A 16,035-nucleotide genomic window follows, 5' to 3' on the forward strand; every position below is an offset into this window, starting at 1 on the left:
GTGTAATAAACAAGGCAACATGGGCTGCCGTTGTGGCGCTGCCCAGTACCAACCAGGCACGCAGCCCAGTGCGGAACAGGTAGACCAGGCTCCATACGGTCATCCAGTAGAGAGAGATCGCCCACATATTGAACTGCACCTTGTCCGGCGCCCCTATGCCCCCGGGGCCCCACCAGGCAAACAGACCACTAATGGCCACCGCCAGCGCGAAGCCCAACAGGGCACCGGCGAGCGTTTTGCTGATCCAGTCCGGTTGTATCGCCGGCGTTTTGGGCTTGGCCATTATTTCCCCTCCCCGGTTTTCAGCAGCGACAGCAACGGTAACGTGCCAAACACCAGCATCAACACCACCAGCACCGCAAAGAAACCGGCTTTGCTATCCATGAGAAACATCCACCCCGCGACGCTGGCGACGAGGACGACTAACGCCAACGGTCGGCAGCGCGACGACAATGGCTGCTTTAACCATTGCTGATTATTCAGCGTCAGATAAAAGAAAAGGCCCGCACCCAACGTGGCGAGACCGGTTAAAAGGTATGTCATAACCTGTCCATCCAATCAGGCCGGCCCGCGCTCAATGGCGGGCCGGCTGATGGTTTACCAGCGGTAGCTGACCCCCGCCGTTACATGGCGAGCGGTGCCGTAGGAACAGCCATATTGGCTACAGGAGCTGAGGAATTCCTCGTCCGCCAAATTACGTCCCGTCAGGGATAACATGACGCCATCGAGGCCGACGTAGCGCATGTCATAACGCACGGAGGCGTCATACAGGGTGTAGCTGTCCACTTTGTAGCTGTTGGCTGCATCGCCATACAGGCTGTCGGTGAACCGTGCACCGGCCCCCAGCCCCAGACCGCGCAGGAAACCTTGTTGCCACTTGTAGTCCAACCACAGGGCCGCGCTATTCCTGGGCACATATTCCTTGTCGTTGCCCTTCAAGGTTGCGTCCGTTTCCTTGGTAATTTCTGCATCCAGATAGGTGTAGCTCACCGTCACGCTGAGCCCATCTTCCTGCCAGGCCTTGCCTTCCAGCTCCACACCCCGGGTTTGGGTTTCTCCGGTTTGGCGTCGGCAGGAATTATCCGCATTACAGGCAGCGGAAACCGGCGGGTTGGGATCAGACACCACCAGGTTGGTCTGGGTAAGATCGAACACAGACAGGGTGACCAGGCTGTTGCTGCGCGGTGGCTGATACTTGACGCCCAATTCGAACTGCTCGCCTTCGGACGGTTCAAAGGGACTTTCGCTGGTATCAAAACCGGTCAGTGGTTCAAACGATGTGGCGTAACTGGCGTAAGGAGCCGCGCCATTGTCGAACAGGTAAGTTGCACCGGCACGCCAGGTGAAGGCCTCATCGTCGGCTGAATCACGAGAGCGGGTGACGGTACCGGGTGCGGCACGATTCATGTTTCCCTGATCAGCTTCGTAATCAAAAAAGTCCTGACGCCCTCCCAAAGTGAAACGCCAGTTATCCAGCGCAATCATATCCTGCAGATACACCCCAATCTGCTCGTCGCTTACATCGGTAAGAATTTGTGGAATCAGTGCATCTTCAAAGCCCGCAGCACCACTGTATACAGGATCAAACACGTCTATCGGAGCTACCGGGCCACCTACCATTGGCCAGACCAGATAACGGTCATGGGTCCAGTCAGTGCTCAGGTAGTCCAGACCCATAAGCATGCTGTGGCGCATTTCACCGGTGTTGAAGACCACCTTGAACTGGTTATCCACCGCAATGCTGTCCAGATCGCCTTCACCACGAACCGCGCGACGGTCCATAGTCCGCTCATCCGCCAACAGGCCACCATTGGTGAAGGTCGCAGACACCACGGTCTCGAACAGGGATTCCACGTGGTTGTACTTGGCATTCTGGCGGAATGACCAGGCATCATTGATGTAGTGAGTCAGGTCATAGCCAATGGCCCACTGCTCACGGTCATAGGTATTCCAGTCCGGCTCCCCCAGGAACGTGCTGCGATCAATATAGCCGAAAGGAGTCGGCTCCAGCATGCCCTTGATTGGGGAAAACTGGAACGTAGAGCCGCCCTCATCCTTCTGGTAGTAAGACAGGAAGGTAATCTCGGTATCATCGGTGAGAAATACCGTGGCACTGGGCGCCAGGTAGGTGCGGCTCAGTTCGGTTTCATCCACCTGGGAATCGCCGTCGTTGTAGCTCCCCACCAAACGGCCAATCACCTTGCCGCTTTTGCCCAGGTCCCCGCCCACATCGAAGGAGCCTTCGTACTGGTCAAAGCTGCCAGCTTCCAGCACCACTTCATTGGTTTGATCATAGGTCGGTCGCTTGGCGACCATGTTGACCAGACCGCCAGGAGCCACCTGACCGTAAAGCACAGCAGCCGGCCCCTTTAACACTTCCACCCGCTCCAGGCCATAGGCATCGATCTGCGGCGTAGTCCACTGACCACCCCGGGGCATACGCAACCCATCCAGGTACAGATTATTGCTCCAGCTGGAGGCATCGAAACCCCGGATGCGAATATCGTCCACCCGGCTGTCGATACCTTGCCCTTCGGTTTGCACCCCGGCGGTATAACGCACGGCATCCATCACCGTTTCAGAGCCACGGTCATCCATTTCCTGACGGGTGACCACGGAAACGGATTGGGGAATTTCAACAATTTGTGCGTCAGTCTTAGTGCCGGTGGCACTATGCGTCGCCATGTATCCTTGACTCGCCGCCCCCCAGGCCGACTCCTCTACCTCGGTTTGGGCGGAGACATTGATCGCCGCCAACGTGCTGGCATCCTGACTTGATGCCGCAGAGGGCTCGCCCACCAGCACCGCACCGTCATCGGTATAACGGTAGGTGATACCGGTCCCTGCCAGCAGGGTATCCAGCGCCAACGACAGCGCCATGGTGCCATTGACCGCGTTGACCACGGTGTTGCCTGCCAGCCCACTGGCCTGCTGAATCTGGATTCCGGTCTGCCGGGACATTTGTGCCAGGGAGCGTGACAGGGCCTGGGCCGGTAAGGCGACACGGACCCGCTGTTGTTGGTGCGCGCCACTCTGGGCGTTGTCGGCCAAAACGCTCTGCGGCAACGCCGCCCCTGCTGACGCCAGCGAAGCCAACCCCAGCAGCACTCCCCCGTGGAGACGGCTAATTCGGAAATTCATCAATACACCCCAATACAAATGAAAACGATTCGCAATACTATATACATTGCGAACCCTGTTCAAGTGAGGTGCTTTATTGGCTTCAGTGGCGAGTCGTCATGCCTGGCGCATACGCAGCGCCACCAACACCGTGCGCAAGTGCGGCACGGGCACATTCAGGCGGTCCGCGATGGCCACCACATTGCCAAGAATCGCATCCAGCTCGATGGGCCTGTCGTTCAGGTAATCCAGCGCCATGGAATTTTTATACGCGCCCATGGCACGGGTGCCCGACAGGTTCTTCTCGATAATACCGTCCGGCATGGGGTAGCCATCGGCCTGGGCCACCGCAATCACCTCTTCCATCAAGGTGCGAATCAGCCCTTCGCCGCCCGGCGCATCGAGCATGGCCAAGGTATCGGCCCCGTTGGCCAGTACACTCAACGGATTGAACGGGGTATTCCAGACACATTTGCGCCACCGTTCGCCAACCACAGCATCCGTCTCGTTGATATCGATACCACCCTCGCGGAACAAGCCCGCCAACTGCGCGCAGTGGTGATCAAAGCCCGTGGGGAAATTGCCCATCACCAGCTGCCCATAGGCCTGATGGTTAACGGTACCCGGGCCAGTGCGACTCACCGCAATAAACGCCAGGCAGCTCACCAGAGGATTGCGCGGGAAGGCATCCGCCAGCTCACGCTCGATATCCAGACCGTTCTCAATCAACACCAGCCCGGTCTGCTCCCCCATCCAGGGGCGCACCAGTTCAGCCCGGTCCACCCCCGGCAGCACCTTGACGCACAGCAACACATAATCCGGAAGGCGCCCCGGAGTATCGCCCGGTTGATAGACCTGATCCGGTGTCCACGACAGTTCACCCAGGGGGCTGGTAAAGCGAAAGCCGTCAGCTTTTACTGCGTCATAATCCGACCGCAGTACCACGCTCACGGTACAACCCGCCCGCTTCAGAATCGCGCCATAAAAACTGCCAATGGCGCCGGCGCCGATTACCAGAATGTCCGGCTTGTTATTCCCGGTCTTGCTCATGCTCTTTGCTCTCCCAAATGTCGCATCCCCTGCTGCATGCTGCGTAGCGGCACCAGCGCCACCACAAAAATGGCCAGCAACAGCAGAAATGCCATATCAAAACCCGCCTCAAAGGATTGCGCCGCCGACGCATCCGGCCGGGTCTGTGCAAAAGATTCACTGAAAAACTGAATACACAGGGCGCACAGATTCACGCCCAGCGCGCCACCAATCTGGCGACCAAAATTGAAGATGCCCGAGCCCTGGGGAATCAGGCCCGGCGGCAACAAACCCAATGCCCCGGTGGACGATGGCGGCATCATCAGCCCCAAACCCACCCGACCCAGCAAGGTCCACCACACCAGCCACACCGCCGACGTGCCCAGGTTGGCACCGGCCATCAGCACCATGTTGAAAATAAACAACACCAGCCCCGCAGCCATGATGCGCGTTTCCGGGAAACGGTCGGTCAGGTGGCCCGCTACCGGAAAGGTAAAGGCCATGGCCAGGCCCGCCGGCATCAACATCAGCCCCGCGCTGGCCGCGCTCTCGCCCAGCACTTGCTGAAAATACAATGGAGTGATGTAGGTGGAAGCGAACACCCCGGCACCAATCACCATGGACATGATGAAACTGCCAGTGAAGCCCCGGTAGCGAAACACCCGCAGATCCATTAACGGATGCTGCAAACGGGTTTGCCAATAAACAAAGAAAGCGGTCAGCCCCAGGCCACCGAAAAACGCCAGCAACAGCACCGGATCAACCCAGTCGCGGCGATGCCCATTGGCCAGTGCCCACAGCAAGGCTGTGATACCCAGCGCCAGCGAGATCAGCCCCACCCTGTCGAGTGCAACCGGGTCCGCCTCAGCTTCACGCCGTGGCAGATATCGGGCCGCCATGATCATGCCCACGACACAGGCCGGCAACACCACCAGGAACACCGCCCGCCAAGACAACGTATCCACCAGCACCCCGCCAATGGCCGGAGCAATGGCCGGTCCCAATACAACACCCAGCCCATAGATACCCATGGCCTGACCGCGACGATTGAGAGGGAACACCTGGAAGATGGTAATCATGGCCAGCGGCTGGATCAGCCCGGCCAGCAGGCCCTGCCCTACCCGGGCAGCCACCAGCAAGGGAAAATGTTCACTGGCAGCCCCCACAATGGACACCACCACGAACAGGCCCATGGCCAACAAATAAGCGCCACGGGCCCCAAATCGTTGGGTACACCAGGCATTGAGCAGCATGCCTACTGTCATTGCTGCCAGGAAACCGGTGGCCAGCCAGTGCACTTGATCCTGCGCCAGCTGGAACTCGGTCATGATGGTGGGAATCGCCACATTGATAATGGTGGATGCCAGCACCACGGACATGGTGCCCAGCATCACCGTTATCGTTGCGAGCCAGCGGTAGCGCGGGCCATGCAGAGCAAAAAGCGCCTGGACCTGCGCCTCCACTGTTGCCATTACCGGGAGGTATCTTCGCTGACCCGTACCAGCAGCTTGCCCCGGTTACGGCCTTGCAGCAGCCCCTGGAAGGCATCCACGGTGTTTTCCAGACCTTCAACCACATCTTCCTGGTACTGGATTTTGCCGGCCTGCATCCAGGCGCTCATATCGCGGACAAAATCTTTCATCAGGGGCGCATAATCGAACTGGATAAAGCCCTTGATCAGCACCCGCTTCACCAGCAGCTTGGTCAAGAACCCGGGCAGCTGATCCGGCCCCTGGGGCGCTTCGGTATCGTTGTAATGGGCGATACGGCCACACAGGGGAATACGGGCGAAGTCATTCACCAGCTTCATCACCGCATCAAACACCTTGCCACCCACGTTTTCAAAATACACATCGATGCCATTGGGGCAGGCGGCCTTCAGTTGAGCTTCGAAGTCGTCGTCCTTGTAGTTCACACAGGCATCAAAGCCATAGGTATCCACCACGTGCTGGCACTTGTCCGGTGCACCGGCAACGCCGACCACGCGGCAACCTTTGATCTTGGCGATCTGCCCGACGATCTGACCCACCGCGCCGCTGGCCGCAGAGACCACCACGGTTTCGCCTTCTTTGGGCTGACCAATTTCCAGCAACCCCGCATAGGCGGTAAAGCCCGGCATACCCAGCACGCCCAGCGCCGTGCTGATCGGTACCTGTTTCGGGTCCAGCTTGCGCAGCATCTCTTTGCCCTGCACGGAGTATTCCTGCCAGCCACCGAAGCCCAGCACATAGTCACCGGCTTCATAACCTTCCAGGCGCGATTCCACAACCTGGCCGACGGTACCGCCCTGCATCACATCACCCAGCTCCACGCTGGCCGCATAGGACTTGGCCGGGCTCATGCGCCCACGCATGTAGGGGTCCAGTGACAGGTAGATGGTCTTGATCAGGACCTGGCCCTCTTTCGGCGACGGCATCGCGCCTTCCTTCAAAGGCAGATGTTCAGGCTGGGGCATCCCCTTGGGGTACTCGGATAAAATAATCTGGCGATTCACACTCATGCTTTCTCTCCCGTAAAACGCAAAACAGTAAAAGTCAGTCCACACACTGGGGGAAGGCTGGCCCGCTTCAAATAGCGCATTGCGTGGATTGTCGTTTCAGGCCGCCCCTGTGTCGTTAGCGACCGCCACAGACAACAAAAAAGGGCGACCGAAGCCGCCCTTTTTCATCTACTTATGCTGCATCGTCATCCACATCCAGCAAGCTTTCCAGCTGCTGCATGTGATAACCCAGATCACCCAGCTGGTGATCAATGAGCACAATCCGCTTGGCGTAATGGGCCACGGCAGTTTCTTCCATCATGCCCATGCCGCCATGCAACTGGATGGCTTCTTCCGCTACCTTGCGACCGGACTTGCCGATAATCGCCTTGGCGGCAGCCACACGCTTGGCACAGACCTGAGCAGGAGCGTCCAGAGAGCAGGCTGCAAAAATGGTCATGGAGCGGGCTTTTTCCAGCTCCATACGCATTTCCACCATGCGATGTTGCAGCGCCTGGAACTTGCCAATGGCCACACCAAATTGCTGACGCTCCTTGATGTAATCCAGGGTCTGATCACAGGCCACTTCCATGGCACCGGTAGCTTCTGCGCACAGGGCCACAATGCCCAGCGCCAGGGAGGCTTCCAGCGCATCGATGGCCTTGCCTTCTTCGCCCAGCAATTCCGCCGCCGCACCGTTGAAAGTGATTTCTGCCGCACGCAGCCCATCAATGGTTTCGTAACCGCGACGGCTGACACCGTCGGCGTTGGCATCGACGATAAACGCGGACAAACCATCACGGTCCGTGCCATTACCACCGGTACGGGCAATCACCACCAGCTGGTCGGCGCTGTCGCCATGAAGTACCACGGCCTTGTTGCCCGTCAGGCTGTAGCCATCGCCACTTTTCTCTGCGGTGGCCGCCACATGGGTGTGGTCGTAACGGCCTTGCGGCTCGTAAGCCGCCAGTGCCAGACGCAACTCACCACCAACAATGGCGCTGATCAGTTTTTCTTTCTGCGCATCGCTGCCCAGTGAATTGATCAATGTGCCGCTCAATACCACTGTGGCCAGATAAGGTTCCAGCACCAGGCCACGGCCAAAGCCTTCAGCCACCACCATCAGTTCCGGCCCACCGCCGTTGAAACCACCGAAGTCTTCGGAGAACGGCACGCCCAACAGGCCAAGCTCGGCAAACTGCTGCCACATTTCTGCGGAATAACCCAGTTCACTGGTGCGGGCTTTCTCGCGTACGTCGAAGGGATAACCATCGCGAACCAGACGGCCCACGGTTTCTTCGAGCATGCGCTGTTCGTCGCTCAGTTTAAAATCCATGCTCAATACTCCTTACAGACCGAGAATCATCTTGGCGATGATGTTCTTCTGAATTTCATTGGAGCCGCCGAAGATCGACAGCTTGCGCATATTGAAGTACTTGGCGGACACCGTATTGGCGAATTCCGGCCCGACCAGCTCGCCGTCATAATCCGCATCGAAGGTTTCCGGCAGGAACGGCTGGGCGTAGGGGCCTGCTGCACGGCGGAACAGGTCGGTAATTTCCTGACGCAGTTCGGTGCCCATGATTTTCAGAAAAGAGCTTTCTGCACCGGGCACACCACCGGCCTGGGCCGCAGCCACAGTGCGCAGGTTGGTCATTTCCAAGGCCATCAGTTCCATTTCCACGTCCGCCAAACGGTTGCGGAACAAAGGATCCTCAATCAGCGGCTTGCCGTTCTGCTGCACCTTGCGCGCCACCTCTTTAAGGTGCTTGAGGGCCGCCTTGGACTGCCCCACACCGGCAATACCGGTACGCTCAAAGGTCAACAGGTACTTGGCGCAGGTCCAGCCCTTGTTCTCTTCGCCGACCAGGTTTTCCACCGGCACTTTCACATCATCAAAGAACACTTCGTTCACTTCGTGCTCGCCGTCCAGGGTAATCAATGGGCGGACGGTGATCCCCGGCGTTTTCATGTCGATCAACAAGAAGGAGATACCTTCCTGTTTCTTGGCATTGGGATCGGTGCGCACCAGACAGAAGATCCAGTCTGCGTGCTGACCCAGGGTGGTCCAGGTTTTCTGGCCATTAACGATGTAGTGGTCACCTTCACGGGCCGCCTTGGTTTTCAGGCCCGCCAGGTCAGAACCGGCACCCGGCTCGGAGTAACCCTGGCACCACCACACATCGCTGTTGAGAATCGGCGGCAGGTACTTCTGCTTCTGCTCTTCGGTACCGAACTTGATGATCACCGGCGCCACCATGTTCACACCGAACGGCAGCACGCTCGGGGCACCGTACTCTGCACATTCTTCTTCAAAAATATGCTTCTGAATCGGTGACCAGCCGGTGCCGCCATGCTCTTTCGGCCAATGCAGGGCCATCCAGCCCTGTTCATTGAGAATTTTCTGCCAGCGAACAGAGTCGTCTTTGCTCAGATGCTGACTGTTCTTCACTTTGCTGGCGATGTCTTTCGGCAGCTTGGTATCCAGAAAGACGCGCACTTCATCGCGAAACGCCAGTTCTTCCGGGGTAAAATTAATATCCATGATTACCTCAGCTAATGCTTATTTGCTGTAGAAGCCCTTGCCCTGCTCTGCCAGATCGCCAAGCAGTTTGGCAGGCTTCCAGACATCCGAGCCGGTTTGTTGATAGATCTCGTTCACTTTTTCAAAGATGGCTTTTACACCCACCTGATCTGCCCAGAACAACACGCCACCCCGGTACACCGGGAAGCCGTAGCCGTAGATCCAGATCACATCCACATCCAGTGGACGGGCAGCGATGCCTTCTTCCAGGATTTTGGCACCTTCGTTCACCATCACATACATGCAACGCTCCAGGATTTCCTGGTCGCTGATCTCACGCGGGGTGATGCCGTTATCACTGCGGTATTGTTCAATAATGCCGTCCACAGCGGTTGAAGGTACAGGGGTACGATCGCCGTCTTTATAGTCAAATACGCCGGCCTGGGTTTTCTGGCCCAGACGTCCCGCCTCCACCAGCTCGTCAGTCCAGTTACGTGCCGGACCATTGGCCGGATCTTCCTTGCGCAGCTCTTCACGAATGCGGTAGCCCACATCCATGCCCGCCAGATCAGACATGGCAAACGGCCCCATGGGGAAGCCCAGGTCGAACAACACCTTGTCCACCTGCTGGGGGCTGGCACCTTCGTTGACCAGCTCCACGGCTTCCGCCTGACGGCGATGCAACATGCGGTTGCCCACAAAGCCATGACACACCCCAACCAGCACACCGACCTTGCCAATCCGGCGGCTCAGGTCCATCACAGTGGCGATTACCTCATCCGAGGTTTTCTCACCGCGAACATTTTCCAGCAACTTCATGACATTGGCCGGGCTGAAGAAATGCATGCCCATGACATCTTCCGGGCGGCCAGTGAAGCTGGCGATACGATCCACGTCCAGCGTGGAGGTGTTGGTAGCAAGAATGGCACCGGGCTTGCACACCCGATCCAGTTCGCTGAACACGGCTTCTTTCACATCCATGTTTTCGAACACGGCTTCAATCACCAGGTCCACATCGCTCAGATCATCGTAGCTCAAGGTGGGCTGAATCAGCGCCATGCGCTGTTCCACCTGCTCATCGGTGATACGGCCTTTTTTTTCGGTGTTTTCGTAGTTCTTGCGAATCACCGCCACACCGCGCTCCAGCGCGTCTTCCTTCACCTCCAGAAGGCGCACGGGAATCCCGGCATTGGCAAAGTTCATGGCGATGCCACCGCCCATGGTGCCGGCACCGATCACCGCCACCTGGTTGATCTCGCGCTTGGGGGTGTTCTTGTCCAGGCCCGGCACCTTGGCCACTTCACGCTCGGCAAAAAACACATGGCGCTGGGCGGCCGATTCCGGGGACACCAGCAATTCGAAGAACAACTCACGCTCGCGCTCCACGCCTTTATCGAACGGCAGCTCCACCGCCGCTTTCACCGCCTTGATGCAAGAGAATGGCGCCTTGAAACCGCGCTGTTTACGGGCGATGGATTGCTCGAACTGGTCGAACAAACCGTCTTGCGCATCCGGCACGGCCAGATCACGGAGCTTTCGCAAGGGAGCGTTATCGGCCAGCAATTGACGGGTATACGCCAGCGCCCCCTCCAACAGATCACCGCTGACCATCTCATCAACCAACCCCAGCGACAGGGCTTCTTTGGCTTTCACCGGGTTCCCGCCGACAACCATTTCCAGCGCTTTCTGCGCCCCCACCAGGCGCGGCAAACGCTGCGTGCCACCGGCACCGGGGAGCAGCCCCAGTTTCACTTCCGGCAGGCCCAGGCGTGCGCTGTCCAGCGCCACCCGATAGTCACAGCCCAGCGCGACTTCAAGGCCACCACCCAACGCCGTGCCGTGGATGGCCGCCACCACCAGCTTGTCGCTGGCTTCGTATTCGTCAATAACAGTCGGCAGCGCCGGCTGCTGGGGGGGCTTGCCGAATTCACGGATATCGGCACCGGCCGGGAAGGTTTTTCCTTCACCGATCACCACCACCGCCCGAATCTGTTCATCTGCCAGCGCATCACGAAGGCATTGCTGCAGGCCTTCACGTACGCCATGGCCCAGCGCATTTACCGGGGGATAATTGATGCGGATAACGCCAATGTCGCTATCGCGACTGAGGCTGACCGGGTTACTCATTACGACTCTCCTCAGGACATCCTTTCGCGTCTGCATCGCCGATACGGCGTAAAAGGCAGCGCCAGCCCTGTTAACGGGCCGCACTGGAAAGGATCAGATTGATACCAGTATAAGCAAAGACAAGCTGGTTTCAATTATTTCGGAACATAATTTCATTATTTAAAAGGGGCCGAAAAACAGGGCGCCTGGCGCCCCGCTTTCGTGATAACGGCTTATTCAGCCAGCACTTCAGACATGCGCTGCAATACCACTTCGCCATTTTTCACGGTGGCGATATTCGGATCAGCCATCATGCCGCCCTTGTCATCAATTGCCGTCACACCGTAAGGATTATTCTCCGGCTTCAGGTTCTTCAGCGCCGCACCGAAAGCGCCACGAATTGCCTTGGCATCTTCAACGGTACCGGCTTCCTGCATGGCCTGAACCACCGTGTACAAAGCGAAGTAGTTATAGGCCACTTCAGTGGTCGGGTCCTTCTCCGCGTTCTGCTTGTGATACTTGGCCACAAACGCCTTGGCACCCGGCTCTTCATAACGTGTCAGCGGCACCACACCCACGGACCCTTCCAGCATTTTGTAGCCACCGATGATCTTGGACATTTCCCCCATCTTGGCCTGGTCCATGATCACGAAACCACCCTTGAAACCCAATTCACGAGCCTGTTTCGCCACCAGCGCGGTGGGTTCGGACGCACCACCAATGAACATCACATCCGGTTTCTCCGCCAGCACCTTGCTCACACCGGTGTAGAAATCCGCAGATTTGTTGTAGTCCATCGGGTTATCCGCCACCACGGTACCGCCCATGGCTTCCCAGGTGGGAACAAAGGCCTTGGTCCAGTATTTCGCATAGTCGTGGGTGGCGTTGGCCACAGCCACTTTCTTGCCGTTTTCCTTCATGGCGATTTTGGTAAACGGCTTCATGTAACCGGTAAAGGTGGGCGGAATCCGTACGGTCAGCTCATTGCCTTTCTCTGTCACCGTGGGCACCGAGGTGTACGACATCACCACAAAACCATCGCGTTCGTTGAACGCTTGCAGTGCAAAGGTGCCGCCGGAGTGCGGCGTAAAAATCACCGGCGCACTGTACTGCTGCACCAGCCGCTTGCCGTTCACCGCTGCCTGACTGGGCGAATACTTGTCATCCAGCGACACCAGGTTGATCTCGTAGGTCTCGCCAGCGACGGTAAAACCACCGGCTTCGTTGATTTCCTTTGCAGCCATCTGCAAACCTTCCAGGGTGTTCTGGCCGTATAACGCCGCACCACCACTCAAAGGCCCGGTGAAACCGATATTGACCTCTTCTGCCGCCTGCGCGCCCGTGGCTGCCAGGGCGATTGCGCTGGCACAGGCCAGCTTGCGAAAGGTTTTGACCAGAGTCTGTTTTCCGTTACCCATGAAACTCTCCCGTTGTTGTTTTGCTCAAACCGTGAGTCTTGTGTTGTAGCAATTGATTATGTTGTAGCGCACACGCTGCTACCGGATAACAATTACGCGCCGATATAGGCCTTGCGAATGGCTTCGTTACCCAGCATTGCGTCTTTATCACCCTCCATGACCAGGCGACCGTTTTCGATCACATAGGCACGGTGGGCAATCTTGAGTGCGGCGAAGGCATTCTGCTCCGCCAGCAAAACCGTGGTGCCCTGCTCGTTGATGCCCTTGATGGTTTCAAACATCTGCTTGACCACCAGGGGCGCCAGACCCAGCGAGGGCTCATCCAGCAATAACACTTTCGGGCGGCCCATCATGGCGCGGCCAATGGCCACCATTTGCTGCTGACCACCACTGAGAGACCCGGCAGACTGGTCCTTTTTTTCATCGAGAATCGGAAACAGCGCCAGAATTTCTTCCAGTGTCTTCTTGATCTCCGCCTTGTTGCGACGATGCACATAGGCGCCCAGCATCAGGTTTTTCAACACCGACATTTCCGGAAACAGCTTGCGCCCTTCCGGACACTGCACCACGCCATTGCGCACCAGACCCGACGGTTTCAGGCCGGTGACATCGGTGCCATCCAGGGTAATGGTGCCCGCCGATGGCTTGATCAGCCCGCTGATGGTATTGAACAACGTGCTTTTTCCTGCGCCGTTAGCGCCTAACAGCACCACCAGTTCGCCCTGCTCCACGGACATGGAGACCTGCTCCAGCGCCTTGAAACTGCCGTAACGGGCTTCCACGTTATTAAGCTGCAGCATCTTCATCACTCCCCAGATAGGCTTCGATCACCAACGGATTGTTTTTCACTTCATCCGGCGTGCCTTCGGCAATTTTTTCACCGTGGTCGATCACCATGATCTTGTCCGCCAGGCTCATGATCATGTCCATCTTGTGCTCAATCAGGCAGACCGTGACACCGTGATCCACCATCTTGCGAATCAAGGCCGCCAGGTTTTCCGTTTCTTCCGGGTTGATCCCGCCTGCCGGCTCATCCAGCAGCACCAGCTCCGGATCCGTTGCCAGTGCCAGCGCAAATGCCACGCGCTTTTTCTCTTCCTGGCTGATATCCGCGGTAATGCGATGACCGATGTGAGACAGGCCGACAAAATCCAGCACTTCCTGGGCCCGGGCACGACACTTTTTCTCTTCGTCGCGCAGGCGTTTGGAATTGATGATCACATCCCAAAGGCGTGACTGGGTGCGCAGACGGTGGCCCACAATCAGGTTGTCCAGCACCGTGGACTGATCGAACAGCATGGTGGTCTGGAAAGTGCGTGCAATGCCCAGCCGGGCAATGCGATCACAGGCCATGCCGGTAATGTCCATGCCCTGGTATTCGATACGCCCCTCGGTGGGCGCCATGGCACCGGCCACCAGATTGAAGAAGGTGCTCTTGCCGGCCCCGTTGGGACCGATGATGGCGTTGATCTTGTTGGCTTCGAATTCGATGCTGACGTTATTGACCGCCGCCAGCCCGCCGAAACGTTTGGTGAGGTTATGAATCTTAAGCATGGTTACCGGCCTCCTGCGTGGATGCTGCCGAGGACTTGCTGGACGACGTATTGCTGGCCGCCTTCTCTTTTGCCTGGCTGGCATCGTGCGCCGCCGCAAGGCGACGACCGCGCCAGGACAGGAAGGAACCCACGACCCCTTTCGGGAAGAAGATCACCAGCACCACCAGCATCGGCCCGAACACGATCATCCGGTACTCTTCCAGGAACTGCAGTGACTGGGTCAGCCAGGTAATTACCAGGGTACCCAGCAGCGGGCCCATCAGGGTGCCAATGCCGCCGACCAACAGGTAGGTAATCATGTCGAAGGTGTGTGTCACCTCGGCTTCCGCCGGGCCGATGAAACGCACCATGCCGGCATACAGCGCACCCGCCACACTGGCGTAGGTGGTAGACAGCACAAACGCCAACACCTTGTTGCGCATCAGGTTGATCCCCAGCGACGCCGCCAGGTCATCACTGATACGAATGGCAAGGAAGGTCCGCCCCAACAGGGAATGCGCGATCCGTGATGCCAGCCAGATGGACAGCACCATGAATGCCAACGCCAGGTAGTAGAACGGAGTGGTCTCGGTGAAGTCCACCAGCCCGAAGCCGCTCGGCGCAGGAATATTGATAATCCCCAGGGCACCGTGGGTCAGCTCTTCCCACTTATCCAGCAACAGATAAATAATGAAGCCCACGCACAGGGTGAAGATGGCGAAGTAGTGTTCTTTCAGGCGCAGGGAAATCACCCCCACCAGAAAACCGAGGATAGCGCCCACGGCCCCTGCCGCGATAAACGCCGGCCAGAAGGCCCAGCCATGATCCACAGTAAGAATCGCCAGAGCGTACGCCCCCATGGCAAAGAAACCGCCGTGGGCAAGATTCAACTGACCACACAGGCCAGTGATGATGTTCATGCCGTACACAGCAATGGCCCAGACAAACGCCAGTGCCATCACATAGATCTGGTACTCGTTGCCCGCCACAAAGGGGAACAGCAAGGCCGCCACGATCATTGCGATCTTCATGGCCGGGGTCATAAAAAAATTGGAAATCTTGGTCAGGGCACTCATTAGTGAACCCCCTTGCTGAACAGGCCAGTCGGCTTGATGGAAAGAATCACCACGAGCAGGGCAAACGCGATGATGTCCTTGTAATCGGTGGAGATATAAAAGCCGCCGAACGCTTCGGCAAAGCCGATGATCAGGCCACCAACAATGGCACCGGGTATGGAGCCCATGCCACCCAGGATAATGATCACAAAGGCTTTCATGATCAGCAGATGCCCCATGGCCGGGTAGACCAGGTTGATCGGCGCGAACAGGGTGGCGCCAACCGCCGCCAGTGCCCCGGAAATAGCGAATGTCATCATCGCCACCCGGTTGGCATCAATGCCGACCAGAAAGGCGCCTTCACGGTTCTGGGCCATGGCCACGATGGTGGAGCCAGTCATGGTTTTCTTCAGGAACAGATGCAGCACTGCCATTAACGAAAACGCACCCGCGATGATCAATACCCGCTGAGCCGGAATGGTCATGCCGGCAATATCGAGAATGTCGGTATAGGGCGTGGGCATGCGACGGAACTCGGCGCCCCACTGCATTTGCACCAGCGCTTCGAGAAACAACATGATGCCGATGGCGGCAATCTTGTCGTGAATCGGGGGCGCATGGCGCAGCGGGTTGAACACCAACCGTTCACACAGTACCGCCAGCAGCGCCACTGCCACGGCAGCCAGCAACATGGCCACCCAGTAGTTCACACCGAAGTCGACCATGGTGATATACGAGACATAGGCGCCGACCATATACAGCGCCCCGT

The 16,035-nt window shown here is 57.8% G+C and carries 14 protein-coding genes; all 14 read right to left on the reverse strand.

The window, feature by feature from the left end:
* The coding region (locus A3730_RS06845; RefSeq protein ID WP_063537770.1) for a hypothetical protein at positions 1-283 on the reverse strand (283 nt) is incomplete at its 3' end.
* Positions 283-543: a hypothetical protein gene (locus A3730_RS30270; RefSeq protein WP_156497107.1), complete on the reverse strand. Its 261-nt coding sequence runs from the start codon at positions 541-543 to the stop codon at positions 283-285. The genes A3730_RS06845 and A3730_RS30270, both read right to left, overlap by 1 nt.
* Before the next feature lie 54 nt (positions 544-597).
* Positions 598-3,141 carry a TonB-dependent siderophore receptor gene (locus A3730_RS06850; protein ID WP_082872286.1) on the reverse strand — a complete coding sequence of 848 codons (2,544 nt, stop codon included), beginning with the start codon at positions 3,139-3,141 and terminating at the stop codon, positions 598-600.
* Between the two features lie 96 nt (positions 3,142-3,237).
* Complete coding sequence (locus A3730_RS06855; protein WP_063521019.1) at positions 3,238-4,170, reverse strand: ketopantoate reductase family protein; 933 nt, start codon at positions 4,168-4,170, stop codon at positions 3,238-3,240.
* Entirely contained in the window at positions 4,167-5,621 is a 1,455-nt protein-coding gene (locus A3730_RS06860; protein WP_063537772.1) for a DHA2 family efflux MFS transporter permease subunit, read from the reverse strand. The genes A3730_RS06855 and A3730_RS06860 overlap by 4 nt, the downstream gene beginning before the upstream one ends.
* Positions 5,621-6,649 carry an NADP-dependent oxidoreductase gene (locus tag A3730_RS06865; RefSeq protein WP_063518952.1) on the reverse strand — a complete coding sequence of 343 codons (1,029 nt, stop codon included), beginning with the start codon at positions 6,647-6,649 and terminating at the stop codon, positions 5,621-5,623. The genes A3730_RS06860 and A3730_RS06865 overlap by 1 nt, the downstream gene beginning before the upstream one ends.
* A gap of 172 nt (positions 6,650-6,821) precedes the next feature.
* The gene (locus A3730_RS06870) at positions 6,822-7,964 is read right to left on the reverse strand and encodes an acyl-CoA dehydrogenase family protein (RefSeq protein WP_063518953.1); all 1,143 of its coding nucleotides are present in this window, start codon (positions 7,962-7,964) and stop codon (positions 6,822-6,824) included.
* A gap of 12 nt (positions 7,965-7,976) precedes the next feature.
* Positions 7,977-9,173 carry an acyl-CoA dehydrogenase family protein gene (locus tag A3730_RS06875; protein WP_063537774.1) on the reverse strand — a complete coding sequence of 399 codons (1,197 nt, stop codon included), beginning with the start codon at positions 9,171-9,173 and terminating at the stop codon, positions 7,977-7,979.
* Between the two features lie 18 nt (positions 9,174-9,191).
* On the reverse strand, positions 9,192-11,279 hold the full coding sequence (locus tag A3730_RS06880) for a 3-hydroxyacyl-CoA dehydrogenase NAD-binding domain-containing protein (RefSeq protein ID WP_063537776.1): 2,088 nt from the start codon (positions 11,277-11,279) through the stop codon (positions 9,192-9,194).
* A 212-nt stretch (positions 11,280-11,491) separates the two neighbouring features.
* Positions 11,492-12,676 carry an ABC transporter substrate-binding protein gene (locus A3730_RS06885; RefSeq protein ID WP_063521467.1) on the reverse strand — a complete coding sequence of 395 codons (1,185 nt, stop codon included), beginning with the start codon at positions 12,674-12,676 and terminating at the stop codon, positions 11,492-11,494.
* A 92-nt stretch (positions 12,677-12,768) separates the two neighbouring features.
* On the reverse strand, positions 12,769-13,476 hold the full coding sequence (locus tag A3730_RS06890; protein WP_063521468.1) for an ABC transporter ATP-binding protein: 708 nt from the start codon (positions 13,474-13,476) through the stop codon (positions 12,769-12,771).
* A complete protein-coding gene (locus tag A3730_RS06895) occupies positions 13,463-14,230 on the reverse strand; it encodes an ABC transporter ATP-binding protein (protein ID WP_007149647.1) in 768 nt (255 codons plus the stop codon). Before A3730_RS06895 ends, A3730_RS06890 begins: the two co-directional genes overlap by 14 nt.
* Positions 14,223-15,287: a branched-chain amino acid ABC transporter permease gene (locus A3730_RS06900; RefSeq protein WP_063519778.1), complete on the reverse strand. Its 1,065-nt coding sequence runs from the start codon at positions 15,285-15,287 to the stop codon at positions 14,223-14,225. The genes A3730_RS06895 and A3730_RS06900 overlap by 8 nt, the downstream gene beginning before the upstream one ends.
* The coding region (locus A3730_RS06905) for a branched-chain amino acid ABC transporter permease (protein WP_063537780.1) at positions 15,287-16,035 on the reverse strand (749 nt) is incomplete at its 5' end. The genes A3730_RS06900 and A3730_RS06905, both read right to left, overlap by 1 nt.

It is taken from the genome of Alcanivorax sp. HI0044, assembly GCF_001634945.1.

Coding starts and splice junctions, on each gene's coding strand:
- A3730_RS30270 (WP_156497107.1), bottom strand. CDS start 543: ATGACATACCTTTTAACCGGTCTCGCCACGTTGGGTGCGGGCCTTTTC.
- A3730_RS06850 (WP_082872286.1), bottom strand. CDS start 3,141: ATGAATTTCCGAATTAGCCGTCTCCACGGGGGAGTGCTGCTGGGGTTG.
- A3730_RS06855 (WP_063521019.1), bottom strand. CDS start 4,170: ATGAGCAAGACCGGGAATAACAAGCCGGACATTCTGGTAATCGGCGCC.
- A3730_RS06860 (WP_063537772.1), bottom strand. CDS start 5,621: ATGGCAACAGTGGAGGCGCAGGTCCAGGCGCTTTTTGCTCTGCATGGC.
- A3730_RS06865 (WP_063518952.1), bottom strand. CDS start 6,649: ATGAGTGTGAATCGCCAGATTATTTTATCCGAGTACCCCAAGGGGATG.
- A3730_RS06870 (WP_063518953.1), bottom strand. CDS start 7,964: ATGGATTTTAAACTGAGCGACGAACAGCGCATGCTCGAAGAAACCGTG.
- A3730_RS06875 (WP_063537774.1), bottom strand. CDS start 9,173: ATGGATATTAATTTTACCCCGGAAGAACTGGCGTTTCGCGATGAAGTG.
- A3730_RS06880 (WP_063537776.1), bottom strand. CDS start 11,279: ATGAGTAACCCGGTCAGCCTCAGTCGCGATAGCGACATTGGCGTTATC.
- A3730_RS06885 (WP_063521467.1), bottom strand. CDS start 12,676: ATGGGTAACGGAAAACAGACTCTGGTCAAAACCTTTCGCAAGCTGGCC.
- A3730_RS06890 (WP_063521468.1), bottom strand. CDS start 13,476: ATGCTGCAGCTTAATAACGTGGAAGCCCGTTACGGCAGTTTCAAGGCG.
- A3730_RS06895 (WP_007149647.1), bottom strand. CDS start 14,230: ATGCTTAAGATTCATAACCTCACCAAACGTTTCGGCGGGCTGGCGGCG.
- A3730_RS06900 (WP_063519778.1), bottom strand. CDS start 15,287: ATGAGTGCCCTGACCAAGATTTCCAATTTTTTTATGACCCCGGCCATG.